This is a genomic window from Novosphingobium kaempferiae (assembly GCF_021227995.1).
Classification (GTDB): Bacteria; Pseudomonadota; Alphaproteobacteria; order Sphingomonadales; family Sphingomonadaceae; genus Novosphingobium; species Novosphingobium kaempferiae.
The window spans coordinates 122790-149156 of the sequence record NZ_CP089301.1 but is presented as its reverse complement, the minus strand read 5'-3'; the positions used below and the strand labels follow the sequence as shown (position 1 = coordinate 149156).

At 65.7% G+C, this 26367-nt stretch carries 23 protein-coding genes, 2 tRNA genes and 1 riboswitch; of the genes, 13 read left to right on the top strand and 12 right to left on the bottom strand.

Annotated elements, in window-relative coordinates; all coding sequences use genetic code 11:
* Positions 1-9: 9 nt before the first annotated feature.
* From LO787_RS00750 to LO787_RS00725, 6 genes are all read left to right on the top strand, one after another.
* Positions 10-1317: a DUF418 domain-containing protein gene (locus LO787_RS00750; protein WP_232493985.1), complete on the top strand. Its 1308-nt coding sequence runs from the start codon at positions 10-12 to the stop codon at positions 1315-1317.
* Positions 1318-1428: 111 nt separating this feature from the next.
* Positions 1429-2475, top strand: a complete 1047-nt coding sequence (locus LO787_RS00745; RefSeq protein WP_232493984.1) for a glycosyltransferase family 61 protein — start codon at positions 1429-1431, stop codon at positions 2473-2475.
* Entirely contained in the window at positions 2423-3031 is a 609-nt protein-coding gene (locus LO787_RS00740; RefSeq protein ID WP_232496215.1) for a serine O-acetyltransferase, read from the top strand. Before LO787_RS00745 ends, LO787_RS00740 begins: the two co-directional genes overlap by 53 nt.
* Complete coding sequence (locus tag LO787_RS00735) at positions 3028-4599, top strand: AMP-binding protein (RefSeq protein WP_232493983.1); 1572 nt, start codon at positions 3028-3030, stop codon at positions 4597-4599. Before LO787_RS00740 ends, LO787_RS00735 begins: the two co-directional genes overlap by 4 nt.
* A 13-nt stretch (positions 4600-4612) precedes the next feature.
* Positions 4613-4849 carry an acyl carrier protein gene (locus LO787_RS00730; RefSeq protein WP_232493982.1) on the top strand — a complete coding sequence of 79 codons (237 nt, stop codon included), beginning with the start codon at positions 4613-4615 and terminating at the stop codon, positions 4847-4849.
* Positions 4846-6135, top strand: a complete 1290-nt coding sequence (locus LO787_RS00725) for a type III PLP-dependent enzyme domain-containing protein (protein ID WP_232493981.1) — start codon at positions 4846-4848, stop codon at positions 6133-6135. Before LO787_RS00730 ends, LO787_RS00725 begins: the two co-directional genes overlap by 4 nt.
* Positions 6136-6178: 43 nt before the next feature.
* Here the strand turns inward: LO787_RS00725 and LO787_RS00720 are convergent.
* Together LO787_RS00720 and cpdR are read right to left on the bottom strand one after the other, a co-directional pair.
* Positions 6179-6253 (bottom strand) — tRNA-Val (locus LO787_RS00720).
* Between the two features lie 165 nt (positions 6254-6418).
* Positions 6419-6793 carry a cell cycle two-component system response regulator CpdR gene (gene cpdR / locus LO787_RS00715; RefSeq protein WP_232493980.1) on the bottom strand — a complete coding sequence of 125 codons (375 nt, stop codon included), beginning with the start codon at positions 6791-6793 and terminating at the stop codon, positions 6419-6421.
* Between the two features lie 159 nt (positions 6794-6952).
* On the opposite strand from cpdR, the gene LO787_RS00710 reads away from it, so the two are divergent.
* Positions 6953-7906, top strand: coding sequence for an N-formylglutamate amidohydrolase (locus LO787_RS00710; protein ID WP_232493979.1), 954 nt, complete (start codon positions 6953-6955; stop codon positions 7904-7906).
* 264 nt (positions 7907-8170) lie between these two features.
* On the opposite strand, the gene LO787_RS00705 is transcribed toward LO787_RS00710, so the two are convergent.
* Together LO787_RS00705 and LO787_RS00700 are read right to left on the bottom strand one after the other, a co-directional pair.
* Positions 8171-8965: a SapC family protein gene (locus LO787_RS00705; RefSeq protein WP_232493978.1), complete on the bottom strand. Its 795-nt coding sequence runs from the start codon at positions 8963-8965 to the stop codon at positions 8171-8173.
* A 124-nt stretch (positions 8966-9089) separates the two neighbouring features.
* The gene (locus tag LO787_RS00700; RefSeq protein ID WP_232493977.1) at positions 9090-10523 is read right to left on the bottom strand and encodes an FAD-binding oxidoreductase; all 1434 of its coding nucleotides are present in this window, start codon (positions 10521-10523) and stop codon (positions 9090-9092) included.
* A 159-nt stretch (positions 10524-10682) separates the two neighbouring features.
* On the opposite strand from LO787_RS00700, the gene LO787_RS00695 reads away from it, so the two are divergent.
* Positions 10683-11273, top strand: a complete 591-nt coding sequence (locus LO787_RS00695; RefSeq protein WP_232493976.1) for a hypothetical protein — start codon at positions 10683-10685, stop codon at positions 11271-11273.
* 165 nt (positions 11274-11438) lie between these two features.
* Positions 11439-12848 carry a DEAD/DEAH box helicase gene (locus LO787_RS00690; RefSeq protein ID WP_232493975.1) on the top strand — a complete coding sequence of 470 codons (1410 nt, stop codon included), beginning with the start codon at positions 11439-11441 and terminating at the stop codon, positions 12846-12848.
* A gap of 89 nt (positions 12849-12937) precedes the next feature.
* Here the strand turns inward: LO787_RS00690 and LO787_RS00685 are convergent, their stop codons facing one another.
* Positions 12938-14026 (bottom strand): choice-of-anchor A family protein, encoded by a 1089-nt coding sequence (locus LO787_RS00685; RefSeq protein ID WP_232493974.1) that lies wholly within the window; start codon positions 14024-14026, stop codon positions 12938-12940.
* A gap of 195 nt (positions 14027-14221) precedes the next feature.
* Positions 14222-14752, bottom strand: a complete 531-nt coding sequence (gene msrA / locus LO787_RS00680; RefSeq protein ID WP_232493973.1) for a peptide-methionine (S)-S-oxide reductase MsrA — start codon at positions 14750-14752, stop codon at positions 14222-14224.
* Positions 14753-14884: 132 nt separating this feature from the next.
* On the opposite strand from msrA, the gene LO787_RS00675 reads away from it, so the two are divergent.
* The 4 genes from LO787_RS00675 to LO787_RS00660 all read left to right on the top strand — a co-directional run bounded on the left by LO787_RS00675 (position 14885) and on the right by LO787_RS00660 (position 17421).
* The gene (locus LO787_RS00675; protein WP_232493972.1) at positions 14885-15745 is read left to right on the top strand and encodes a class I SAM-dependent methyltransferase; all 861 of its coding nucleotides are present in this window, start codon (positions 14885-14887) and stop codon (positions 15743-15745) included.
* Positions 15746-15920: 175 nt separating this feature from the next.
* Positions 15921-16796 carry an N-carbamoylputrescine amidase gene (gene aguB / locus LO787_RS00670; RefSeq protein ID WP_232493971.1) on the top strand — a complete coding sequence of 292 codons (876 nt, stop codon included), beginning with the start codon at positions 15921-15923 and terminating at the stop codon, positions 16794-16796.
* A 23-nt stretch (positions 16797-16819) separates the two neighbouring features.
* Entirely contained in the window at positions 16820-17317 is a 498-nt protein-coding gene (gene folK / locus LO787_RS00665) for a 2-amino-4-hydroxy-6-hydroxymethyldihydropteridine diphosphokinase (protein WP_232493970.1), read from the top strand.
* Between the two features lie 28 nt (positions 17318-17345).
* A tRNA-Lys gene (locus tag LO787_RS00660) sits at positions 17346-17421 on the top strand.
* Positions 17422-17462: 41 nt separating this feature from the next.
* On the opposite strand, the gene LO787_RS00655 is transcribed toward LO787_RS00660, so the two are convergent.
* The 6 genes from LO787_RS00655 to LO787_RS00630 form a co-directional block, all read right to left on the bottom strand.
* Positions 17463-17726, bottom strand: coding sequence for a hypothetical protein (locus tag LO787_RS00655; RefSeq protein ID WP_232493969.1), 264 nt, complete (start codon positions 17724-17726; stop codon positions 17463-17465).
* On the bottom strand, positions 17723-19234 hold the full coding sequence (locus tag LO787_RS00650; protein ID WP_232493968.1) for a PepSY-associated TM helix domain-containing protein: 1512 nt from the start codon (positions 19232-19234) through the stop codon (positions 17723-17725). Before LO787_RS00650 ends, LO787_RS00655 begins: the two co-directional genes overlap by 4 nt.
* Positions 19231-19524 carry a hypothetical protein gene (locus LO787_RS00645; RefSeq protein ID WP_232493967.1) on the bottom strand — a complete coding sequence of 98 codons (294 nt, stop codon included), beginning with the start codon at positions 19522-19524 and terminating at the stop codon, positions 19231-19233. The genes LO787_RS00650 and LO787_RS00645 overlap by 4 nt, the downstream gene beginning before the upstream one ends.
* A 2-nt stretch (positions 19525-19526) precedes the next feature.
* Entirely contained in the window at positions 19527-21665 is a 2139-nt protein-coding gene (locus LO787_RS00640) for a TonB-dependent receptor (protein ID WP_232493966.1), read from the bottom strand.
* 187 nt (positions 21666-21852) lie between these two features.
* Positions 21853-22092, bottom strand: a riboswitch (cobalamin riboswitch).
* Between the two features lie 170 nt (positions 22093-22262).
* Positions 22263-23702 (bottom strand): aromatic ring-hydroxylating oxygenase subunit alpha, encoded by a 1440-nt coding sequence (locus tag LO787_RS00635; RefSeq protein WP_232493965.1) that lies wholly within the window; start codon positions 23700-23702, stop codon positions 22263-22265.
* Between the two features lie 262 nt (positions 23703-23964).
* Complete coding sequence (locus LO787_RS00630) at positions 23965-26262, bottom strand: ATP-dependent helicase (RefSeq protein ID WP_232493964.1); 2298 nt, start codon at positions 26260-26262, stop codon at positions 23965-23967.
* Positions 26263-26367: the final 105 nt, after the last annotated feature.

Genomic DNA, 26367 nt, shown 5'->3' with positions numbered 1-26367 from the left:
GTCGATTCGTTGCGAGGCTTCGCACTTTCGGCGCTGTTCCTCGTCCACGTGATGGAGGCTTACGAGCTTTACTGGCTGCGGCCTGATCCGGACTGGTCGAGCAAGCTGATCTTCACGCTGTTCATGGGCAAGTCGTTTCCGCTGATGTCGATCGGCTTCGGCTTCAGCTGCTACATGCTGATCGACCGTCCGGGGCGCGATCCGTCGCATACCGCAGGCTGGTTCGTGTGGCGCCTCGCGATTCTCGAGGTGCTGGGCTGTCTTCATGCGCTTGTCTATTCCGGCGACATCATCGAGATTCTCGCGACGCTGGGATTTCCGCTTCTCCTGGCGACGCGGATACGCGGACGTCGTATCCTCGCCATGCTGGCGCTGGTGTGCTTCCTACAGCCGCTGCAGTTGTGGGATCTCGCTCTTTCGATGCGTGAAGGTGCGGCTGCCGTCGTGCCTGCGAGCGGCAGCGATCCCGAAGGCTATACCTATCTCCATGGCGGCCTGCTCGACGTGCTTCGCGTCAACATGTGGGCCGGGCAGGTGACCAAGTGGAGCTTCATGCTCACCTCGGGTCGCATCTGCCAGATATTCGGCCTCTATCTTGTCGGGCTGATGCTCGGACGGTCAAATTTCTTCGGGCGACTGGAGGAACTGCGCATCGGTCGCCGTGTGGCGCTCTGCGCCTGCCTTGCCGTGGCCGCAGTGCTGCATGTCTCGCGTGCGATGGTGCTCGATGCGATGCTCGATGCGGGGGCGACGGTACGGACGGTCGCGCTGTGCCGGACCCTGTCGGAAGGGTGGGAGGATTTGGCCGTTACGATGGTCTGGGGGCTGTCGATCTGCGCCTTGTGGCAGGGGCCGGTGCGGGTGCTGCTGGCTCCTCTCGTCAATGTCGGACGGGCGACGCTCTCGCTCTATGTGCTGCAGTCGCTGGTCTTCGTTCCCTTGCTCTATCCCTTCGGGGCAGGACTCTTCGTCGTCTGGCACGGCCCCGCGCGCCTGCTGGTGGGCGTAGTCGGCATCGTCCTGCAGATCGGGATCGCAAACCTGTGGTTCCGGCATTTCCGGCAAGGGCCGCTGGAATGGGCCTGGCGTTCCGCCACCGATATGCGGCTGGACATCCGATGCGCATCGCTGCGGCACAGTCCGGACGATCCTCCGAACTGGAACCTGTCGCAAGCAACTGAAGAGTCGGCGGCGCGTGTTGCCGACGGCTCCCTGTTGCGCATCCGGCTGTTGGGCATCCGGCAATTTCGGAAGGGGCTTCGCCTAACGCGTACTCCGTTCCGGCAGCCAAGGATACGCAGCACACAGCGCCTGTGAAAATATTGCTTCAAGATGTCTCAACCGTAAATGGCGACTAGCGATCATGTGTCCTTATTGTTGCGCTGCAATATGTGGAGCACGTATTTCCGGTGGCCATAGGTGACCGGAATGGCGACCCTGCCGCGACCGTCAATTCGCCCGGCGATCAACGGTTTGTCCCGACTTCTCGGTCGCAAGCCCGACGACGTTCTGGCGCGTGCAACGGATTGCTGGGAAGTTGCTCCGGGAAGTACGGTCCATGTCCAGCCCGCGGCCATGCTTCCGGGCCAGATCGATCGCATTCGCGGCTCTGAATTCAGCACCGTCAGCGAAGTCTGCCGGGATTTTCGCGGTGGTTTCGACTCCGAACATGCGCCCACCATGGGCTACGCCTTTCGCAAGGCGCTCCTTATCGACGGCGTGCTCTATGCGGGCTCGGCAGCCCGCCATCTGCGCCCCCGGGCGGGCCGGCGGCCGCTCGGCCTGACACGGCGCGAGGGCGGCCGCGTGACATTCTACGAGAGCTGGGTCGGCAACCGCTGGTTCGGCAACTGGCTGAGCGATGATTGCCTGACGTACCGGCTCGCCGCGGGGGAGGGCGCACCGGTCACGACGCTGACCGCCAGCGGCCACCAGCCAGCTTACGAAAGGCGGCTGGGCATGGCGACGCGGCGGCTGGGCACGGGAATGTTCGATGAACTCGTCCTGTTCGACGACCGTTCTCACAACGCGGGCAAGCGCGACCGGGCGAACGACATGCGCCGACGGCTCGTCGGGCCGGAGCCTCGCCGCCACGGCGGTGTCTTTCTGCTGCGCGGGACGACTGGGGCGCGGCGCGTGCTCGGCAACGAGCGGCAGATCGCCGAGCATCTGGCGGCGCGCCGGGGCTTCCGGGTGCTCGATCCCTCGGGCGCGACGCTGGAGGAGATCGTCGATGCCTGCGCAGGCGCGGGGGTCGTTGCCGGGGTCGAGGGCAGCCATCTCGTTCACGGCCTCGTGATGATGCCCGCCGATGCACGGGCCTTCGTAATCCAGCCGCCATCACGCGCGGTGGCTGCACTCAAGCTGCTCACCGACCGCCAGGGGCAAGGCTATTCGCTGGTGGTGGGAACGGGAGGTGACGATGTTTTTAACGCGGATATCGACGAAATCGAACGAACCCTCGACCTCGCCTGACGTCGCGCTGGCGGCGGAAGTGCAGGCGCCGCCGGCCCCATCCTCGATGTGGGGGACGATGCGGGCCGACTATCGCCGCCACGGGTCAGAGGTGACGAGCGGTGCATTCATCTCGCTGTGCATCTATCGCTTCGGGCGCTGGGGACTGCAGCGGCGCAATCGGCTGGCGCGCGGTCTGGTGATGAAGACCTACGGCTTCATGAACCTGTTCGTCGCCAACTTCACCAAGATCTGGATCCCCCCCCATGTCACCATCGGGCGTGATTTCCACATCGTCCATCATGAGGGCTCGCTGTCGATCCACCCCGACGTCGTGATCGGCGACCGGCTGGGCGTGATGCACAACGTCACCATCGGCACGAATATGCGGGGAGGGGTGCCCACGATCGGCGACGACGTGTTCATCGGCACCAACTCCACCGTGCTCGGCCCGATCCGCATCGGCGACCGGGTGCGCATCGGCGCGAACTGCGGGGTGACGACCAACGTCCCCTCGGATTCGATCGTCGTCGGCTCGCCGGCACGCATCTACCCTCGTCTGGGGCCGTTCAAGTGAGCGCCGCCGTCCGCACCGTATTCGACCTGTTCGCCCACAACCTGCCGGAAGGCGGCGCGCGGACCTTCATCGTCGATCCCGACCGCGCATGGACTTATGCCGAGGTCGCGACCGAGGTCGATCGCGTCGCCGCGTTCCTTTCCGCCAGCGGGCTTGAGCCCGGCGACCGCGTGGTCGTGCAGGTCCGCAAGGGCGTGCGCGAAGTGGTTGCCATGCTGGCGGCAAGCCGGATCGGGTGCGTCTTCGTCAACGTCAACACCGTCTGGACCGGAGAGCAACTGCTCTACGTGATCGAGGACAGCGGCGCGAAGGGCGTCATCCTCGATGCGACCGGCGCGGCGACGCTGCCGCGCGATCACGGCATGGCGCTGCTGGTCGCGGGCAGGGGAAGTATGGTTCCGGAGGGCGTGCAGTTCTGGGACGAGCTTCCCGAAGCACCCGGCGCCGCTCCGGCGGCTCGCGCCGATGAAGACCTTGCGGCGATCATCTACACCTCCGGTTCTACCGGGCGGCCCAAGGGCGTCATGCTCAGCCATGCGAACATCGTCAGCGGCGCGCGTTCGGTCTCGACCTATCTCGGGCTCACTGCCGACGATCGCCTGCTGAGCGTGCTGCCATACAGCTTCGACTACGGCTTCAACCAGCTCACGACGACAATGCTGCTGGGCGGAAGCATCGTCCACCAGCCGGTGGCGATGGCGACCGAGATCGTGCGCGTCATCCGCGAGCAGGGCGTTACCGGCTTCGCCGCAGTTCCGCCGCTGTGGATCCAGTTCATCCGCCTGCTAGACGCCTCGGGCGAAGTGCTTCCCTCGCTGCGGCTCATTACCAACTCGGGCGGCAAGATCCCGCTCAACGTGCTGGAGCGAATGCCCGCGCTGCTGCCCGGCGTGGAGGTCTTCCTGATGTACGGGCTGACCGAGGCGTTCCGCTCCACGTATCTGCCGCCGGAAAAGTTCCTGTCGAAGATGGGCTCGATCGGCCAGGCTGTGCCTGAGAACGAGGTCTTCATCATCAAGGAGGGCGTCGGGGTCGCCGGTCCCGGCGAACAGGGCGAACTCGTTCACCGTGGAGCCTTCGTCAGTCAGGGCTACTGGAACCGGCCGGACGCGACGGCGGAGAAGATCAGGCCCTGTCCCGAACTGGCGACCCTGATCGGCGACGAGCCGGTGGTCTACAGCGGCGACATCGTGCGCATCGACGAGGATGGCGATCTCTGGTTCGTCTCGCGGCGCGACTCGCTCATCAAGAGCAGCGGCTTCCGCATCAGCCCCGACGAAGTGGAGGATCTGGTTCACCGCAGCGGCATGGCCTCCGACGTGGTGGTCTTCGGCGTCGCCGACGATCTTTTCGGCCAGAGCGTCCACGTCGCCACGACTCTGGCACCCGGCGCTACGCGCGAGGCGCTGCTGGCCTACTGCCGCAAGGCAATGCCCGCTTACATGGTGCCTCGCGCCATTCACGTCTGGAACGAGCCGATGCCGCGCACTGCCAGCGGCAAGCTCGCCCGCCCCGAAGTGGTGCGGCTCAGCACGCCGACACCCGAACGTCCTCAGCCATCTCTTTGAAGGAGTAACTTTCGTGGCTCTTACGACTGCACGCATCATTCAGAACCTCCAGGCCATTTCCGGCTTCGACGGGCCCGTCGACGACGACACCTGCCTGTTCTCCTCGGGGCTTCTCGATTCGGTGGCGATGATCTCGCTGATCGCCTTCGTGGAGCAGGAAGCGGGCATCGAGATCCGCGCCGACGAGGTGACACTGGAGAATTTCGATACGCCGGCCCGCATCACCCGCTTTGCCGGCGTGCGCGCATGAACGCTGCCGAGCGCGATGCATGGCTGGCGGCGGCGGCCGAGCAGTTCGGCACACCGTCCTTCGTGTACTTCACGGATGCCATCGCCGAACGGATCGCCTCCATCCGTGAGGCTTTCCAGGACAGCATGGCGCTCAGTTTCGCGGTGAAGTGCAATCCCAACCCGGCATTGCTGCGCTGGATGGTGGGACGCGTGGATTTGCTCGACGTGTCGTCCATCGGCGAGTTCCGGCTGGCGACGCAGGCGGGCTGGGATCCGGCGCTGCTCAGCTTCACCGGCCCCGGCAAGCGGGAGTTCGAGATCAGGGAGGCGGTGCAGGGCGGGATCGGCCTGATGATCCTGGAGTCGCTGCGCGAAGCCCGTATCGCGGACGGCATCGCCCGTGCCGCCGGTCTTGTGCAGCCGGTCCTGCTGCGGATCGCTCCCGACAGCGTGCCTCGCGGCTTCGGCGATCAGATGGCCGGACGACCCAGCCCCTTCGGCGTCGATCTTCCCGATGCACGCGAGGCGCTTGAACAGATCGCCGCGATGCCCGGTCTGCGCCTTGCGGGACTGCACATCTACTCGGGAACGCAGTGCCTCAAGCCCGATGCGATCGTTGAGAACTACCGAGGCTTCCTCTCGATCTTCAGCGATTTGTGCGAGGCGGTGGACCTGACGCCTGAGGCGCTGGTGCTCGGTTCCGGGCTCGGCGTACCCTATCACGACGGCGACACGTCGCTGGCATTGGATGATGTCGCCTCGGCGATCCTGCCGGATATCGCGCGGTTCCGGGAGAATCCGCGCTTCGCAAAGGCGCGGTTGAAGCTGGAACTGGGGCGCTATCTCGTGGCCGAAGCGGGGTATTTCCTGATCCGCGTGGTCTCGATCAAGCAATCGCGGGGCACGTCCATCGCGATCTGCGATGGAGGCATGAACAACCACCTCCCGGCCTCGGGTCATTTCGGCATGGTGATTCGCCGTAATTACCGAATGCACCGCGTCGGCGGCGGGGAGCCCGGCGGGCCCTACGACCTGTCAGGCCCGCTCTGCACCTCGATCGACAAGCTGGCGAGCGCGATCACCCTGCCGACGCTGGCAGAGGGCGATGTGATCGCAGTTCACAACAGCGGCGCCTACGGCCTCACGGCGAGCCCGATCCATTTCATCGGCCATGCCCCGCCAGCGGAACTCATGGTGGTGGATGGCGAGTTGCAGGACGTTTCGCGCTTCTTCGCGCAGACCGACATGCAGGTCGTGCCCAGTGCTCGTGCGAATGCCGGGCAGGGCGATTTCATCACCGCATAAGAAAAACCCCGCCTGGTCGCGAGACCGGCGGGGTTTTCTGGAATGGTGGGCGTAGCAAGGATTGAACTTGCGACCCCTACGATGTCAACATAGTGCTCTACCACTGAGCTATACGCCCATTCCATTCATGGTTTCCGGCGGCGAACCGTCAGTCTCCATCAGAGCGCTCCGGTGAGTGTCCCCGCCGGAGGACTGGCCCTCTAGCCGTGCTTGTTTGGGCTGGCAAGGGCCTTGTGACAAAAAATTTTGCGGCTGCTTTTTTCCTGCCGGGAGACCTGCGAAGTCAGAGTGTGGCGTGCTCGGCGAGGCCGAAGACGCGCTGCACTTCCATCACGATATCACGCAGGTGGAAGGGCTTGGAGAGCACCTTGGCCTGCGGTGCCTCGCGGCTGGCGCGCAGCGTCACGGCGGCGAACCCGGTGATGAACATCACCTTGGTCATCGGCGAAATCTCGGCGCAGCGCTGGGCGAGTTCGATGCCGTCCATCTCCGGCATGACGATGTCGGAGAGCAGCAGGTCGAAATCATCGTTCTTCAGATGGGGGATCGCTTCGGTCCCGCGATCGACCGCGACGACGCTGTAGCCTGCGTTCTGAAGCGCGCGCGCAAGGTAGGTGCGCATTGCGTCGTCGTCTTCGGCGAGGAGTATGCGGATCATCGCTGGTGTCCAGTCTTGTGGGTTGTCTAGCAAAGCGTGCGACGTTGTGTGTCTGTCCGTAAGCTTACAGCCCAACCATTTAAATTTCTTGCCCCCTTTCGGAGGTGACCGGTATCGGGACGCTTTGACAGAACGGTATGAAACGCACAGCTTCGGACCATGATCGAACGGCCGGATGAGAATGATTCGCAGGGCGAGCCGGGTGGCCGGATTCCCGGCGCTCCGGGTGTCGCGGCCTTCGTTTTGGAAGAGCGGGAGCCTTCCGCGATCCCGGTTCTGGTCGCTGCCCCGCACGGGGGAAGGGCTTACCCGCGCGCTCTCATGGCGGACCTGCGACATGGCCCGTCCGCTGCGATCAAGCTGGAGGACCGCTACGTCGACAGGCTGGCGCAGGGTGTCGCAGCGGCTACTGGTGCGAGCCTGCTGGTGGCCCATGCACCGCGCGCGATGATCGACCTCAACCGTGCGCCGGACGATATCGACTGGGAAATGTTCGCTCGCGATGCGCGGCCGCTTGAGGGCGGCACCGGACCGAGCCGCCGCGCGCGCAGCGGGCTGGGCCTGATTCCCCGCCGCTTGCCGCTGCTAGGCGAACTGTGGCGTCGGCGATTCGTCGCCGAAGACCTCGCAGACCGGATCGCCGGGATTCACGAGCCCTATCATGCTACGCTTGGTAGCGTGTTGGTACGTCTGCGGGAGCGTTGGGGTGCGGCGCTGCTGATCGACCTTCATTCCATGCCGCCGCTGCCATCGCGCCCCGGCGTGGCGAGCGCGCAGATCGTTCTGGGTGATCGGTTCGGCGCGACCTGCCATGGCAGCGTCGTCGCCTCCGCGTTCGCGCATTTCGCGCAGGTCGGACGGGAAGCCGCGCACAATCGGCCCTACGCCGGAGGTTATGTGCTGGAGCGGCATGCCAACCCGCGTGCGGGCATCCATGCGCTGCAGATCGAGATCGACCGCAGCCGCTATCTCGATCCGGCGCTGGTCGAACCGGGTGAGGGGATGGCGGACATGATCGAGGATCTGGCGGGTCTGGTGCGCCGCCTGGCGAGCGTCGTCGCCGAGCTTGGGCGCGATGCCGGAGCGCAGGGCTGGCCTCTGGCTGCAGAGTAAATCGCTGATGGCATTAAAAAACCACCTCGCGCGATGCGCGAGGTGGCCAAGGTTCAGGGAGGAGGTGCACGATGTGCACCAAACCCGAACGGGCCATGAGGGTAGCGCCGGTCGGGTAAACCCTACATAGGCCTACCAATTCCGACATTCAAGCGATTCGTGAAGCAGAGCCCTCAAGAAATGTCCAGCGATCTATTGGCGCTGCTTCTTGATTGGGGTGGGAGTGTGACAAAAGTGTCATAACTCCCACCCTTCGAAGGTGAATCAGGCGTTCACGTCAGCAATAGCCGGAGCCGGGCCGAGGTTCGGAACCTTGCCCTGCGTGGCCTGGCGACCGAAGATGTCGCGCACCAGTTCCAGCGAGAACAGGTGAGCATAGATCAGCGCGAGCATGCCGTTCTGATTCCACGTGCGCAGGACGTCGCCACGCACTTCGCGCAGCTTCGTTTCGTCGACCATCTGGAAGCCACGGTAGTTGTAGGGCTGATCCTGACCGACTTCGATGTTCAACTCGCCGTCCATGAGCAGCTTGTGCTTCTGGAGTTCGGCCATGAACTGCGCGGTCTTGGTGCCCGCGATCTCGAAGTTCTCGCAGAACTTGAGCATGTTCGTGGTGGTCTCGGTCGCCTGGCCGTCCTCGGTGAAGAGAGCTTCGCCTTCGTCGAGTTCGCCGACCAGGTCGCTGGTCGGATCGACGCAGAGCGACAGTTCGTCCGAATCTGGGCGCAGCTTCGCCAACATGAACGGATAGCGGCGAACGTAAGCCGGGATGTAGACGGGGGTGTTCACCGAGCCGTCGTCTTCCACGAAGACGTTGGCGCCCTCGTTCATGCCCATCAGCACCAGCGGGATCGGGTTCTCGCCGGCGGTGAAGATGATCGGGAAGTTGCGCTGGGCCTGCGGGAACTCCTCGACCGTCAGCGGCACCGAGTTGATGCCGGCAAGCCAGGTTGCCTTGTCCGTGGCGCGGGTCTTCCAGTTCGCGTGCTGCTGCGAATTGAGCGGGATGAGATCCCGGTAGAACAGGGGCAGTGCAGGATTCTGAGGCACGCTGGCCATTGATACTCTCCGCGAGGGGTGGGCAATTCTTGGAAGGCGCAGGCTTTAATAGTTGCGCGGCGGCGGCGCAAGCCGGAGACCCCCGGATGTCCGAGGATTTGACGCAGCCGGTTGCAGGGCTGCGTCAGATGAGCTTTCCGGGGTTCAGCAGGCCCTTGGGATCGAGCGCCTGCTTGACCGCGCGCAGCATCGAAAGCGCCACCGGATCCCCCAGACGTGCCAGTTCGTCGCGCTTGAGCTGGCCGATGCCGTGCTCGGCCGAGATTGAACCGCCCCATTCGGTGACTAGATCATGGACCCGGCGGCTGATCGCCTTGCCTTCGGTGGCGTTCCAGGCGCGGGCATCCTGCGCTTCCGGGGCGATCACGTGATAATGCACGTTGCCGTCGCCAAGGTGCCCGAAGGCGATGGCCTCCACGCCGGGGAACTCCGCTTCCAGCATCGGTGCGGTGGTCTCTACGAAGGCTGGCATCGCCTCGACCGGCACGGAAATGTCGTGCTGGACGGCCGGACCGCGCGCGCGTTCGGCGGCGGGGACGCTCTCGCGGATGAGCCAGAATGCCTCTGCCTGCGCCTCGCTCGCGGACATGGCGGCGTCCTCGACCAGTTCCTTCTCGAAGGCTTCGGCCATCATCGCCTCGCAGCGGTCGCGCAGGGTGTCGGCTCCGGCGCGGTCGGCGACGACTTCGATCAGGACGTGCCAGGCATGGCGGCCTTCCAGCGGCGGACGAGCGGTAGGAAGGTGTTCCACCACGGCGTCGATGCTCGCCTGCGGCATGACCTCGAAGCCTTCCAGCGCCTCACCCTCCATCGCGTCGCAGTGCAGCAGCAGCGTGCGGGCGGCAGGGAGCGAAGGCACGCCTGCCCAGATCACCACGCGCTCGGCGACGGCAGGCTCCAGCTTGAGCGTTGCGGCCGTGACGATGCCGAGGGTGCCTTCCGACCCGATCAGGAGCTGCTTGAGGTCGAAGCCCCGGTTGTCTTTCTTGAGCGGCGTCAGTTGCGAGAAGACCTGCCCGCCGGGCAGCACTGCTTCCAGCCCCAGCACCAGCGCGCGCATCGAGCCGTGGCGCAGCACCTGAGATCCGCCCGCGTTGGTGGAGATCAGCCCGCCGACCGTCGCGGAGCCCTTGCCGCCCAGCGTCAGGGGGAAACGCAGGCCCTGTGCCTCGGCCGCTTCGTGCAGGGTCTGGAGAATGACGCCCGCCTCGCAGGTGGCGCGCCCGGACTCGATGTCGATTTCCCGGATCGCGTTCATGCGCCGCAGGGAGAGCAGTAGCGCGGTGCCGCTCTCGTCGGGTGTCGCACCGCCGGACATGCCGGAATTGCCGCCCTGCGGGACGATCGGCACGCCATGCTCGCCACACAGGTGGACCAGCGCGGAGAGTTCCTCGGCGTTGGCGGGCGAGGCGAGCGCGCAGGCGCGGCCGGTGAAGCGTCCGCGCCAGTCGGTGAGCCAGGGCGCGACGAGTTCGGGGTCGGTCGTCAGTCCGCGCGGGCCGAGCAGGGCGGCGGCTTCTTCGAGAAAGCGGGCAGGGGTGGTCGCAGGTTCGATCATCGGTGCGGTATGGCACATGCCGGAAGCGGTTTCACCACCATGCGGACATAATCGCTGTGCTCGGGCTCAAGTGAGTTAAGCGTCGGTTCAACCTCTTGCCGTATGGGGAGTATGTCGGCATCGCGTGCCGGCTCGATATCCGGGAACCCGACCGCTGACATGAGTTTTACCGCCGCCCTGCTGTATCCGATCCTGCTGCTGCTTCCAGCGGCAGGGGCCGGCGACGGCGCGCGCGGTACGGATGAGGCACAGGTGGAGCCCGGCAAGGGGGCCGATTCGGCACTCTGGCCTCCCCTGGAATCGGTATCGCTGGTTCCCGACGCCCCCTTCGCCATCAGCCTGCTGCCGGAGGTCGTGCCCGATGATGCGGCTCAGGTGCGCATCGAGCAGCGCATGACGATCCGCATCACGCCGCGCGCCTCGGTGCCGATGCCCGAGATGTTCTTCGGTATGTCCGGCGATGGCGCTGCCCAGTTCACGGAGCGCAAGATCGGTAATTGCCTGCCGCTTGCAGGCATCGTCAGCGTCCGTCCCGATCGCGCCAACCGCCTGCTGCTGTTTATGCGGGACCAGAGGGTAGTCAGCGCTGAACTCGATCGATCGTGCCGGGCGCGGGACTTCTATTCGGGCTTCCTGATGGAGCGGAGCGACGACGGACGGCTTTGCGTGGATCGCGATACGCTGCTGTCGCGCAGCGGGATGAGCTGTACGCTGACCCGCATAAGGCAGCTGGTCGAGCAGGAGCACTGAGCAGGCCGGCCCCGGTTTCCGCTGCCTCTGGTGGATTTCCTTGACTTTCCCGCCTTTTTCCGCAAATGGCCGCCTGTCGCGCGACAGGCGTCGCGGGCGGCTCTTTGCCCGCCCCGGCTGAATGCCGCTGCACTGACCTAATTTTTCCGGAAAAACCAAACGCCTATGAGCTTTGCCGATCTCGGCCTGTCTGACGAATTGCTGCAAGCGGTGGAAGCCGCGGGCTATACCGAACCGACTCCCATCCAGGCCCAGACGATCCCGCCTGTCCTGATGATGAAGGATCTCATCGGCATCGCCCAGACCGGCACGGGCAAGACCGCCGCCTTCGTTCTGCCGATGATCGACATCCTCGGACATGGCCGCCGTCGCGCGCTGATGCCGCGCTCGCTGATCCTCGAACCGACGCGTGAGCTTGCCGCGCAGGTGGCCGAGAACTTCGAGAAGTACGGCAAGAACCACGACCTGAAGATGGCGCTGCTGATCGGCGGCGTGCAGATGGGCGACCAGCTCAAGGCCCTGTCCGCCGGTGTCGACGTGCTGATCGCGACCCCGGGCCGCCTGATGGACCTGTTCGAGCGTGGCAAGATCATGCTCACGGGTTGCGAACTGCTCGTCATCGACGAGGCGGACCGCATGCTCGACATGGGCTTCATCCCGGACATCGAGACGATCTGCTCGAAGCTGCCCGCCAATCGTCAGACGCTGCTGTTTTCGGCGACGATGCCGCCGGTCATCAAGAAGCTGGCCGACCGCTTCCTGACGAACCCGAAGTACGTCGAGGTGGCGCGTCCGGCGTCGACCAACACGAACATCGCCCAGCACAAGGTCGCTGTTCCGGCCCGCAAGAAGCGTGAGGCGCTGCGCCACATCCTGCGCACGGACAACGTGACCACCGCGATCATCTTCGCCAACCGCAAGACGACCGTGCGTGAACTGGCCAAGAGCCTCAAGGGTCACGGCTTCTCGGCGGGCGAGATTCACGGCGACATGGACCAGCCCGCGCGCAATGCCGAGCTGGAGCGTTTCAAGTCCGGCGAGATCAGCATTCTTTGCGCTTCCGACGTCGCCGCGCGCGGACTCGACGTGAAGGGCGTGAGCCACGTCTTCAACTTCGATACGCCGTGGCATCCGGACGATTACGTCCATCGCATCGGTCGTACCGGCCGTGGCGGCGCGACGGGCCGTGCGTTCACGTTCGTGGCGCCGGAGGATGCCGAGGCGATCGCCAACGTCGAGAAGCTGACCGGCGGACCGATCCCGGTGTTCCAGCTCGATCTCGACGGCGAGAGCGAACCGCGCGAAGCGAAGCCTGCCCGTGGCGGCAGGGCCGCTCGCGAGGATAAGCCGGTTCGTGAAGCCAGGCCTGCACGCGAGAAGAAGCCCGTCCGCGAGGACAAGCCCCAGCGGGAAGAGCGCGCCGAACGTGCGCCGCGTCGCGAGGCGCGTGCCGAAGAACCGCGCAGGGCGGAGAGCCGTGGCCGTCGCCGCGATGCCGAGCCGGTTGCCACGGGCACCGAGGGTGGCTGGAACGGTCCGGTGCCGGAATTCCTCAGCGTTTCCGCGCTGAACTGATGTCGAGGCGCTGCCGCTCGGCAGCGTTTCGCTTCGCTGGAACCAAGAAAAAAGCAGGGGTGTCGCCCCTGCTTTTTTCGTTTCAACGGTCAGGCGGCGACCCGCCGCTGGCGCCAGAACATCAGCCCGCCCACCGCGACGGCGAGCATCCCGAGCATACCGGGCTCGGGAACCTGCGTGCCGCCCGACGAGGTCGAGCCGCCGTCGACCGGGCCGCCCGGATCGCTCGGGCCGGGGTTGCTGGGGGCGGGGTTGTAGCCGCCGGTGTAGGTGCCGACGTGCATCTCGCCATTCTGGACGAGGCTGCCGAACACGGCGGAGCCCTGGATATAGTTCGCGGTGTTCGCCGCCGCCTGCGGGGCGAGCACCGAGCCGCCCCATGCGGTCGTCAGCGACAGATCCTTGGCATCCGGGAAGTTCCAGATCACGTGTTCGCCAAGGTTCTGCGTGCCGCCGAGGAAGTTGTCGTTCAGCGTGATCGACCCGCCCGAGACGTTGACGATGGCGGTGTCCGCGCCGTTCAGGTTGAACTGGATCTCGCCGATCTTGTCGAGGTCGGCCGAAGAGATGTTGAACACCGCGACGCCGTTTGCGTCCGGCTGGGCGTCGAAGGTGCCCTTGTTGCCGCTGATGGTGAGCTGGCTGTTGGCCGTCTGCTGGCTCATGGTGGTGCTCAGCCCCGTCATCGAGGTCGAGATGAGGCTGGCCTGCTGGGTCAGGTTCTGGCTGAACGACGGGTCGCTGGCGGAAAGGCCGGAGGTCACCGTGTTGTTGTTGACGTTGGTGTTGCTGATCGAGCCGCCGACCAGCACCGTCTGAGCCGCGCCGTTGAGGTTGAGCCCGCTGTTGACGTTGCCGCCGACGACGGCGCCCGAGCCGTTGTTGAGGTTCTTCGCGCCGCCGTTGACGTCGCCCACGACGGTCAGGCCGGGGGTGCCGGTGCTCGACGCCGCGATGGGCTGGATCTGGTAGTTCGACGAATTGCCGTTGAGGTTTCCTCCGACGAACGTGCGCCCTTCCACCTCGGACGACGAGGTGAGATCGCCCAGCACGACGAGGTTCCACGTCCGCAGCACATCGGTGCCCGCGATCATGCCGGAATCGGCGAGGACAGGGCTGGCGGCGAGAGCGACCGCGATTGCGGCCAGCGACAGAGAAGCGGAGCGGAAATGAGCCACGGCGTATATCCCGATTAGGCGGAAGTGCTTGCCGGGCTCAGTATATTTACGTGGCTATTTGAAAAGCGCGAGTTCCGCACCGTCCCTGCACGGAACAGGGTTTCGCTGGTTACTGCGGGATTCACGAATTGTGAACGAATCGGCTTAAGAGCGACGCGTCGTCCCGGACTTGTGCCGGGACGACGCTGACGTTCCTTATGCCTTCACCTTGTTCTGGAAGCTCTTGCGCAGCTTCATCAGCTTGGGCGGAATTACGGCGAGGCAGTACGGATTGCGCTGGCCTTCGCCTTCCCAGTATTCCTGATGATAGTCCTCGGCCGGATACCAGATGGCCGGGCCTTCGATCGTGGTCACGGCCTTCTCGCCGGGATGTTCGCCGTCCCAGCGTGCGATCGCCGCGGCAGCCTCTTCGCGCTGCGAGTCGCCCAGCGGGAAGATCGCCGAGCGGTACTGCGTGCCGATGTCGTTGCCCTGTCGGTTGAGCTGCGTCGGGTCGTGGGTGCCCAGGAACACGTCGAGCGCGTCTGCATAGGAGATCACGGCCGGGTCGTAAGTGATGCGGATCGCCTCAGCATGGCCCGTGTTGCCGGTGCAGATCTGCTTGTAGGTCGGGTTCTCAACCGAGCCGCCGATATAGCCGCTCTCCACCGTGCTCACGCCGACCACGTCGCGGAAGACCGCTTCGGTGCACCAGAAGCACCCGCCAGCCAGGATTGCCGTTTCCATCTTCGTCACTGTCCTCAATTCGAAAGCGTTGGCGGCTAGATAGGGTGCGTCCGCTCACTTGTCATTGCCCCGAGGTCGAGTAGTCTCGCGCCGTTCCGAATTGAGCGTTCAAATCCACGAGGAGAGAGCCTGATGCGCCGCGCCCTGCTGACCCTGACCTCGCTGCTTGCCCTCGTGGCGGTTCCGCTCACCGTGCAGGCTGCCCAGAAGCCCGCCAAGGTCGAGGACTGCAAGGGATGCAAGGCGGCTCTGGAGAGCGTCGCCGCCAACCCGTTGCGCCAGGCCGACCGCGCCCGCGACCAGTATCGCCGCCCGGTGGAAACTCTCTCATTCTTCCATATCACGCCGCAGTCGAAGGTCGGCGAATATGCGCCGGGCGGGGAATGGTATTCGCGCTTCCTCGGGCTCTACCTCGGCGAGCAGGGGCATCTCGTCGGCCTCTATTTCGATGCCACCAGCACCGCGTTCGACGCCAAGCGGCAGGAAGGCATCCGCAAGGGCGCTGCCGGTTACGCGGCCGATGTCGCCAAGTTCACCGGCATGCCGGCGGACCGCTTCGCCGCCTACACGCTCGACGCGGTGCCCGCGAGCGAGCAGGGAACCTTCGACGTCATCGTCATCCCGCGCATGATGCACAACATGATGCAGTGGAAGATGGCCGAGAGCGAGATCGCGAAGATGCGCGGCCTGCTCAAGCCCGGCGGCCTGATCGGTATCGAGCAGCATCGCGCCAAGGCGGATGCGCCGGACGCCTATGCGGACGGATCGAAGGGCTATCTGCGCGAAGCCGACGTGATCCGGTTCATGGAGGCACAGGGCTTCGACCTCGCCGGGAAGTCGGATGCCAACGCCAACCCGAAGGACAGCGCCAACTGGCCCGATGGCGTCTGGACCCTGCCGCCCACGCTCGCGCTCAAGGAGCAGGACAAGGCGAAGTATCAGGCCATCGGCGAAAGCGACCGCATGACCCTGCTGTTTCGCAAGCGTGGTTGATTCGGTTTAGCAAATCCGCCGCAGGCGGATTTGGCGGCACCGGCCCACGCCCCCACCCGACCACCCAACGGTAGTATCCTGCGGGTGGTCGGGTGGGGGCGTGGGCCGGTGCCGCAATACGACATAGACCGCGCCGGTCTGGACTTGGGGGCGCGCAATCCATAACTGGGGCGCCATGACCCAGAGCCCCCGCCAGATCACCGTCGCCGCCCTGCAACTCGCCCTCGGTTCGGCCGATGAGCAGGAAAACATCGCCGCCGTCTCCGCGCTGGTGGAGGACGCGGCCGGGAAGGGCGCACAGGTCGTGCTGCCGCCCGAGCTGTTCTCCGGCCCCTACTTCTGCAAGGTCGAGGACGAAGCTATCTTCGCGACCGCCCGCCCGACCGCGGAGCATCCCTCGGTGATCGCGATGAAGGCGCTCGCCGCGAAGCTGAAGATCGCTATCCCGACCAGCTTCTTCGAGCGGGACGGGCACCACTATTACAACACGCTCGCCATGATCGACGCCGACGGCGAGATCATGGGCACCTACCGCAAGAGCCACATCCCCGACGGTCCGGGCTATGAGGAGAAGTACTACTTCCGCCCCGGCAACGACGGTTTCAAGGTGTGGGACGTGTTCGGCACCCGCATCGGCGTCGGCATCTGCTGGGACCAGTGGTACCCCGAGGCCGCGCGCGTCATGGCGCTGATGGGGGCGGAACTGCTGTTCTACCCCACCGCCATCGGCTCGGAGCCCTACGACGCTTCGCTCGACACCAGCCGCATGTGGCGCCGGGCGATGGTCGGCCATTCGGTGTCGAACTGCATGCCGGTGATCGCCGCCAACCGCATCGGCGCGGAAGTCGAATGCGGCAGCGAGCAGACGTTCTACGGCCACTCATTCATCACCGACGAATGGGGCGATTACGTGGCGGAATACGACCGCGACGAAACCGGCGTCCTGGTCGCGACGCTGGACCTTTCGCGCGCGGCGACGCATCGTGCGGGCATGGGCTTCTTCCGCGATCGCCGGCCGCAGCTCTACACGCGCATCGCGCAGGATATCTGAACGCAAAAGGGGGAAGGGCGCGCATGGGCAAGCATCGCTATCTGGTGGCGCTGGGATCGAACATGCGCCACCATCGCCACGGCTCACCCCGCCGCGTCCTCGCCGCCGCTCTTGCGGCGCTCGATCGCGGCAAGCTGGAAGTCATCGCTGCGTCTCCGGTCGTGGAGAGCGCGCCGCTCGGCCCCTCGCGCCGTCGCTATGCCAATGCCGTCGCGCTGGTCCGTTCCAAGCGCGAGCCTGACGAACTGCTGCACAAGCTGCACCGCATCGAGCACAAGTTCGGCCGTCGCCGCTCCGGCCACCCCTGGTCGGCGCGCGTGCTCGACCTCGACATCGTGCTGTGGAACGGCGGCGCCTATGGCGAGGACGACCTCGTCATCCCGCACCGGGCCTTTCGCGAAAGGCGCTTCGTGCTCGACCCGGCCGTCACGATCGCGAGCCGCTGGCGCGATCCATTGACGAACCTGACTGTGGGACAATTGCGAGCCCGCTTGACCAAGCCGCGCGTCGCCCCTAGGTGACCCCGACCGGAACGCCTCGCGTCAACGGGGGCCCTTAGCTCAGTCGGTAGAGCAACTGACTTTTAATCAGTAGGTCGCTGGTTCGAACCCAGCAGGGCTCACCATTCCATTTTCATGTGTGACCATGCCACAAGCTCCTCGGCCTTCACCGGCGGGGTTTCGTCGGCGATGTTCGCGCGAAGATGGTCGGAAGCGCGGCCAGCGGCAGCACGCAGAACAACCAGAGCATGGCGCCGATGACTGCCGTTTCGCAGCACAAGGCCATAATGACACCTGCTATAGCGAGAAGGGCGGCTCCGGTCAGCTTGCTGGTGAGCGGGTGCTTGGTCACATCCTTCAAAATACCGCGCTGAATCGCGTGAAACCCTGCGGCGGCAAGCGGCAGCGCCGCGAACATCGGGTGCATCATGCCGCGATCGCCTTTCGTGATTCGATCTTCCGTGCCGCAAGCCACAATGCAGCGCCGAGCGCGATGGCGGTCAGGTCGGCTCCGGCGCGTATCCAGTCGCCTCGCGCCAGCGTGGTCGGAAGTGGCAGGCCTGCGAACGCGGTGCCTGCCGGGAGGAGCACGCAGAGCAGGGCGCCGACGCGCAACTGTTCGCTCCAGCCCTTCGACCAGGGGCGCAGGCCTGCGTGGATCAGACAGGCGAGCCAGGCAAGGAAGTAGATCGAGGCGGCGGTCGCGCGCCGGTCCGTCATTTCGATGGGCAGCATCCGTTCGCCATGGAGATAGGCGGCGCAGGCGATCATGTTGCCGGCGACTGCGGCCACGGTGATCCTGCTCGCCATCGTCTCGAATGCCGAAGCCGCGCGGCGGCTGCGCTTTTCGGTGAACAGCACCAGTCCTGCCGCGACCATTGCCGCGCTGCACAGCCCGGTCAGGAAGTAGAGCCACCGCGCCGCCGTGCCGCCCCATTCGATGAAGTGCAGTCCGGCGAGGAACGCCTGCGTCTCGCGCGCGTGGGAGCGCTGCACCTGCACGCGCAGCAGCCTGCCGTCGCTGCCGTCGAACGCGACGCGGTCAGGGAAGTTGGCGATGCGATCGTCGCGCTGGCGCCAGATCTCGACGGCGGCGTTGGCGCGATCGGGATGGCTTACGTAGATGTTCACGGCAGGGCCTCCGCCCCATGCCCGTTCGGCGCGCGCGACCAGGGGCATCAGGTCCACGGTGCGGCGGGGCGGTCCCGGCGGGGTCTCGACGTCGACGTAGCGCGATTGCGCGGCTTCGCGCTGATAGGCCTTGGTGTCGCCACCGTTGAGCATGGCGACGCCTGCGGGAATGTAGGCGTAATAGATCAGGACGAGCCCGGTATAGGCCATCATGACGTGGAACGGCAGCGGCAGCACCGAGAACACGTTGTGGGCGTCCATCCATGCCCGCTGGCGCGAACCGCTGGGGCGGAACACGAAGAAGTCCCGGAATATCCGCTTGTGGATGATGACCCCGCTGATCGAGGCCACGAGCATGGCGAGCCCAGCCGCACCGACGATCAGGAAACCGAGCTGGCTTGCCTTGCGGTCTATCCCCAGCGTGTAGTGATAGCGCATGAAGAAGAACCCGGCGTCCATGTCGCGCGGGATGCGTGCGCCGGTCTGCGGATCCAGCCGGTGCGTGGTCGCCTTGCCCTTCTGGTCGGTCCAGACGAGACGCAATACCGGTTCGCGCGGGGTCGGGATGACGATCCGCCATTGCCGCGCTTCCGGGGCAATCCGGGTAAGGTAGTCGCGCCCGATCCGTACCGCACGCTCCCGGCCGATGGCGACGGGAGAGCGCAGTTCGGGCGTCGTCCAGAGGTTCATCTCGGTGTAGAACACCGCGAGCGAGCCGGTCAGCAGCACGCCGAACAGCACCCACCCGAACAGCAGTCCGCACCAGGTATGCAGCCAGCCCATCGACTGGCGCAGCGTATCCTTCATCGGCTCGATCCCAGCAGCAGGCAGAGCGGCAGGGCCGTCCCCGTTAGCAGTTCCACCCAGACGCGCAGGGCGCTGCGCAGCGCGAAGGCTCGCAGCGCCACCACCACGAACAGGATGAAGGCGAGGCAGGTGGCGAGGATGTTGGCATCGACGCCGTCGATCGGCATGGCCATCGGCAGCAGCCGTACCGCCGCGCCGATCCATGCATAACACAGCGCATAGGCGCCGATGCTCGCCGCCAGCAGGCGAGGGACGATCTCGCGCCAGCCCGGTTCCCGCCTCGCCGCCATCGTCAGAACCGCTGCTCGAACGTCACCGCGACGCTGCGCGGTTCGCCCAGCACCCACTGCGAGGTGGAGTAGCTGTTCTGCACGTAGATCTTGTCGAACACGTTGCGCAGGTTGAGCGTGCCGCTGGTCTTGTCGCCGAAGTCGTAGCGGGCGGATGCATCGACCAGCGTGTACGCCGGAATGCGCCGCGTGTTCGCCGCGTCCGAATAGCGCTCGCCGACGTAGCGAAGCCCGGCGTCGAGGTGCAGCGGCTCTACGGGGCGCCATGACAGCCACAGGTTCGCCGCCTTCTCGGCGACGCCGATGGGCATGTTGCCGTCGCGGCTGACGAGCGTGGTGCCGACGAGTTCGGTAAAGTCGTCGTACTGCGCGTTGAGGATCGTGCCGTTGGCGAGGATGCTGAAGGTCTTCGTCACCGCCAGCCCGAACGAGGCTTCGACGCCGTAGGACGACTGCTGGCCGACCTGCACCGAAATCGTGGGGTCGTTCGCTGAGCGGGTGAGGATCTTCTTCTTGACGATGCGGTAGCCCGACAGCGTGAACTCGCCGCGCCCGTCGAGGAAGGTCGCCTTGAGCCCGGCCTCCCATTGCCGTCCGGTCGACACGTCGAAGCTGGTCTGCGCGAGCGTGGCGGTGAGGAGGGCGGTGACGGGATCGGCGGCGGCGGAGTACTGCGCATAGAGTGAGATGTTGTCGGCCGGGTTGTAGACCAGCCCCGCGCGCCAGCTCGTGCTGGGATAATGCGCGGTATAGTCCGCAGTCGGGTCGAGCGCGTCGTGCCGTTCGGTCTTCGGGCGGTCGTAGCGCAGGCCCGTCACCAGCGAGAGGCGGTCGGAGAACGACAGGCGGCTCTCCCCGAACAACGCCCATTGCTCGACATCGGTCTTGTACTTGTACCGGGTGCCGAACGTACCGTCGAGGAACGTGCCCGGCGTGTAGTCGTAGGGGTCGACGAGGTCGAAGCGGCTGTTGGGCGAACTGTCGGTGCGCAGCAGCGAGCCGGTGTTGTACTCGCCGCCAAGGCTCAGGCGGTGCTCCAGTCCGAACAGGGTATGGTCGAACACCGCGTTGAAGCGGTCGCCCCACTGCTTGGTCTTGTAGAAGATTTCGAGGTAGCTCGACCGCCGGATCTGGTCGCCGGACCAGGCGTAGCCCTCCGCATTGCGCCAGTGCTTGAAGCCGGTGAGGTAGTAGGCGACGTTGGTGATGGTCACGCCCTCGGCGGGTGTCCATTCGGCCTTCGCCTGCGTCCAGGCATCGTCGAAGCGCAGAGAGCGGTCGGCGACGTTGTAGTTTTGCTTGCGGATATCGCGGACCAGCTTTCCGTCGCGCAGCGGCGTGCCGTACCAGATCGTCGGGTCGAGGTCGGCCCGGTCGTGGGTCAGCGTCAGTACGAGGTCGTCGCTGGCCTGGTAGCGCAGTGCCGCCGACAGCGCGAGGCTGCGCGAACGGCCGCGCTCCATCCACCCGTCCGAGCGATTGTGGCTGAGATCGACGCGGTAGGAGAGCCGGTCCCCGATCGGCCCGCCAATGCCGCCTGCCGCGGCGTAAGTGTCGAAGGAGCCGCCGCTGAGGCGCACTTCGCCCTCGAACTCTTCGGTGTTGGGCTTCTTGCGCACGACGTTGATCGCGCCGCCGATGCCGCCTTCGCCGTAGAGCACGGAGGCCGCGCCGCGCAGTACCTCGATACGCTCCGCCATCCACGGGTCGGCGGGGAAGGTCTGCGTCGTGGTCGTGTAGACGCGCATCCCGTCATAGAGCTGCATCACCGAGGTGTAGCCGGTGAACCCGCGCGAACTCAGCGAGTAACCGAAGGCCGAGCTGTTGTTGATGAGGCCGGGCGCGCGTGCGGCGGCGGCAACGACGGTGCGGTCGCCGAGGCTGCGGATCATCTCCTTGGTGATGACGTCGACGCTGGCGGGTGTCTGCATCGGCGTCAGGCCGAGGCGGCTGGAGGCGTCGGCCTGCTGGCCGAGTTGCAGGACGCCGGCCTTGCGTGCGGTGACGACGATGTTCTCGGCGCTGTCCGGCGCGCCTTCATCGGCGGCTTCCTGCGCCTGGGCCGAAGTCGCCGCCATGGCCAGCGCGCAGCACGAAGCGCCCGCACGGATCACGGACGAAAGGAAAGTTCTCGTATTCATGAATGATACCCCCGTTGCGTTTCCCAGTCGAACGGACAGGTTCCCGCGTGAGGGCGATCCCCGCGCGAGTGCAGCGGCGGAATCCGGGCGCGAACGAGCGACCGGCGAAACCCGCCGTTGCGGCCTGGCCGCAAGTTCGTCGCTCAGACGGAGTACACCGTGCCGCGGCCATCCCCTGGACCAAGGCAAGAGCGACCGGACGCTGGCAGGTCTCCTGGCTCGCGGGTCATCGCTCGATGCACGGCCTTCCCAGGCCTCGCAGGAGTTAGCGTCCGGCCCAGTGGCTGCGGCAGGGCACCTTGGCCTGCCGCGATATGCATCGCGCTCACCGCTTACAGTTGCAGGGACAGCCTCGGCTTCGAGGGATGATCCCTCTCACCGCGTTCCCTTTTAAGCTCCTTTCGGAGCACCGGCGCGATCGATGTTGCGATTGGACTCATGTCCGTTCGCAACATCGCGTGCGTTACGTCGCGCGGGGACGTCGTGCAAGCGGATAAAAGGGGGAGGGTGGCCACGCCGGGCCGGGCATCGGCATGGCGTAACGGACCATCGCCCCCGTGCAGGCAGGGGCGATGGATTTTGGGACAAGCGCCGGGATCAGAACCCGAGGTCTTCGATCCCGCCATCGAAGTTGCCGCCCAGCTTGTTGTTGGCGGCGGCCAGCTTCTCGGCCGGAACGCCTGCCAGGTAGCCGTCGATGATGCGCTGGTAGTTGCTGATGAGCCCCTCGACGCGGCTCGACAGGCGCATGAACTCGAACCCGCTGGCGTGCAGGCCCTTCTGCTGGATCGGGATGTTCGAATAGTCCTGCCGCGGGATCGGCGGGAATTCCGCGCTGTCGAACGGGAGCACGATGGGCTCCATGACCGGCTCGGGCTCCTGCCCCTCGGGGAAGAAGGTCAGCGACCAGATTTCGAAGAAGCAGCTTTCCGGGCCGAGCGGGCGGATGCGGTAGGCCGACATCGAGCTGAAGTAGGGCAGCAGGAAGTAGTGCGGGAAAAGGAACTCCACCGCGTTGACCGGGTCCGACTGCGCGACCGAGATGAGGTCCGGGATGGGCTCGCCGCGCTCCTTCAGCTGGGCGCTGACCTGATGCATGACCATGCCCAGCCACATCATCATGGCCTGCCCCTTGTCCTCCGGCAGTCCCTGCGTCGCGTGCTGGAGCGACTTCGCGATCTCCACTTCCTTCTCGTGGAGCATGCCCGCCATGCCTTCGCTGAGCAGTTCCATGTTTTTGATCTGCGCGGCTATGTTCTCCTCGATGGTCAGCGCCGGATCGGCGAGCATCGGGTGGCGGTCCGGGTTTTCCGCCATCGCGTACATCGAATCGTACATGGTCGGCACCGCATGCTGGAGCTGCGGGTGCGTCTGCATGACGTGGTAGCCCTCCATGAAGGCTTCCATCGCGATCTTCCAGTTCGCCGGGAGTACCGTGCCGTAGCACCATTCCGCCTTCAGCTTGTGGAGGTTGTGCGCCTCCAGCCGCTCGGCGACGGGGCCGAGGCTCTCGCGCACCGAGGGGGCATCATGGTCATGGTTGATCCACACGCAGCCGCCGTAGACTTCGGCGCGGCAGGGGATGAGGTTGATGTCGTCCTCGTCCATCTGGCGTTCGGAGAACAGGTACTTGCCGTAGACCAGCGTGTTCTCGCCATCCATGTTCCAGCGCCAGCCGTGGAACGGGCAGACGAAGCCGGACTTCGCGCAGTTGCCGTGCGCGGTCGGGTGCGAGGAGCCGAGCGGCGATCCGCCCGCGAAGGGCACGCCGCGGTGGCGGCAGGCGTTGTGGAATGCCTTCACCCCGGTCTTCGTGCGCACGATGATGACCGACTTGCCGACGTTCTCGTACTCGATCCAGTCGCCGACCTCGGGAATCTGCTCCTCGCGGCAGGCCATCTGCCAGACGTGGGGCCACAGGTGGTCCAGCTCCGCCTGATAGAATTCCGCGTCGTAGTAGCGCTTTACCGGGATGCGTTCGGGATCGTCGATCGGGAACGGCACCGGGCGCAGGCCGCCGTCTGCTGATTTGAGCACTTCCCAATACCTCTCGCTTGTTACTCTCGTTCGTGTTGAACCAGTGTACAGGGCGAGGTGGGAGAGGCAATCGCTGCGGGGCTGCCGGTGATCGCAGGCGCGGTAATTGGGGTTGATCGGGAGGGCACATGTTCCTCCCCGAGCTTGCTCGGGGAGGGGGACCGCCGCGAAGCGGTGGTGGAGGGGGAGAGTTCAGGAAATTCCCCCTCCGTCAGTCACTACGTGACTGCCACCTCCCCGAGACAAGCTCGGGGAGGAATTATCAAGCCGGCTTCACGAAGCTGTCGAGCACGCGCTTGTTGCCGGCCTGCTCGAACTCGATCTCCAGCTTGTTGCCTTCCTGCGCGATCACCGCGCCGTAGCCGAACTTCTCGTGGAAGACGCGCGCGCCCACGGCGATGTCGGTGCGTGGCTTGGCGGCGAAGCTGGCGGCGCTGCGGGTGCTTTCGACCACGCGCTTTGGCGTGGCGTCGTATTCCTTAGCCGCCGCGCGCTGCCAGCCCGGGCCGCGCGTGATGGTGCGGGCTGGCTGCATGCGGGCGACGTCGGCGAAGGGATCGGTATGCTCCGACCACTGCGCGCGCCACAGCGAGGCGCCGCCGGACAGCGTGGTCTCGCTGTCGACATGCTCCTCGGGCAGTTCGGCGATGAAGCGCGAGGGGATGGAACTGGTCCACTGGCCGTAGATGCGCCGGTTGGCGGCGTGCAGGATCGTGCACTTGCGCCGCGCCCGCGTGATCGCGACGTAGGCGAGGCGGCGCTCTTCCTCCAGGCTGGCGAGCCCGCCTTCGCCGAGCGCGCGCTGCGAGGGGAACACGCCTTCCTCCCAGCCGGGCAGGAACACGTTGTCGAATTCCAGCCCCTTGGCGGCGTGCATGGTCATGATCGTGACCTTCTCCTCGTCCGCCGCATTCTCGTTGTCCATGACGAGGCTGACGTGTTCGAGGAAGTCGCCGAGGCTGTCGTATTCCTCCATGGCGCGGGCGAGTTCGGCGATATTTTCCAGCCGTCCGTTGGCCTCGGCGGTCTTCTCCGCCTGCAGCGCGTCGGTGTAGCCGCATTCGTCCATGACGGTGCGCAGCAGGTCGGCGGGGCCTTCGGTGGCCGACAGGTCGCGCCAGCGCGCGAAGTCGCGCATCAGGGCGAGGAAGGTGTTGCGCGCGCGGGCGGGAAGTTCGTCGGTATCGGCGATCTCGATCGCGGCGTTCGACAGCGGGATGCCGCGATTGCGCGCCAGCCGGTGCAGCGCCTCCAGCGCCTTGGCGCCGAGGCCGCGCTTGGGGGCGTTGTAGATGCGTTCGAACGCGAGGTCGTCGGCGGGCTGGGCGATGACGCGCAGGTACGCCAGCGCATCGCGGATCTCGGCGCGTTCGTAGAAGCGGAAGCCGCCGACGATGCGGTACTTCATGCCGATCGAGATGAACCGATCCTCGAACTCGCGAGTCTGGTACTGCGCGCGTACGAGGATGGCGATCTGGTCGAGCGGGGCGCCTTCGCGTTCGAGCCGTTCGATCTCGTCGCCGACGCGGCGGGCTTCCTCCGGCCCGTCCCAGACGCCGATGACGCGCACCTTGTCGCCCGCATGGCGCTCGGTCCACAGGGTCTTGCCGAGGCGCTGCGTGTTCTCGTCGATCAGGCCCGATGCGGCGGCGAGGATCTGCGGCGTGGAGCGGTAGTTCTGCTCCAGCTTGATGACCTTGGCGCCGGGGAAGTCCTTCTCGAAGCGCAGGATGTTCGCCACTTCCGCGCCGCGCCAGGAATAGATCGACTGGTCGTCGTCACCGACCACGCAGATGTTCTGGCGACCCTGCGCGATCAGGCGCAGCCACAGGTACTGGACCTGATTGGTGTCCTGATATTCGTCCACCATGACATACTTGAAGCGGTTCTGGTACTGCTCCAGCACGTCGCGGTGGGTGCGCAGGATGTTGAGCATGTGGAGCAGCAGGTCGCCGAAATCGCAGGCGTTCACCGCCTTCAGGCGATCCTGATAGAGCTTGTAGAACTTCTGGCCCTTGCCGTTGGCGTAGCTTTCGTTCTCCCCGGCGTCGAGGTCGGCGGGATTAAGGCCGCGGTTCTTCCAGCGGTCGATACACCCCGCCAGCTGGCGCGCGGGCCAGCGCTTCTCGTCCAGCCCCTCGGCCACGATCAGCTGCTTGAGGAGGCGCAGCTGGTCGTCGGTGTCGATGATCGTGTAGTTGCTCTGCAGCCCCACCAGTTCGGCATGACGGCGCAGCATCTTCGCGGCGATCGCGTGAAACGTGCCGAGCCAGGGCATCCCCTCCACCGCCGGGCCGACGAGGTGGCCGACACGCTCGCGCATCTCGCGCGCGGCCTTGTTGGTGAAGGTGACGCAGAGGATCTCGCTCGGCCAGGCAAGGCGGCTGCGGACGAGATGGGCGAGGCGGCGGGTCAGCGCCGCCGTCTTGCCGGTGCCCGCGCCCGCCAGCATCAGCACGGGGCCTTCGGTCGTCAGCACGGCTTCGCGCTGCGGCTCGTTGAGGCCGTCGATCAGCGGATCGCCGTGGCCGTCAGGGGAGGGGGCTTGCAGATTGTTCACCGTGAACAACTAGGGAACGGCGTGGCCCGGTGCAAGCCCGCTTCGTCGCAGCTCAGGAACAATCGCCGGCGGGTTTCGTCGTTTGAACAGCAAGACAAACCACGG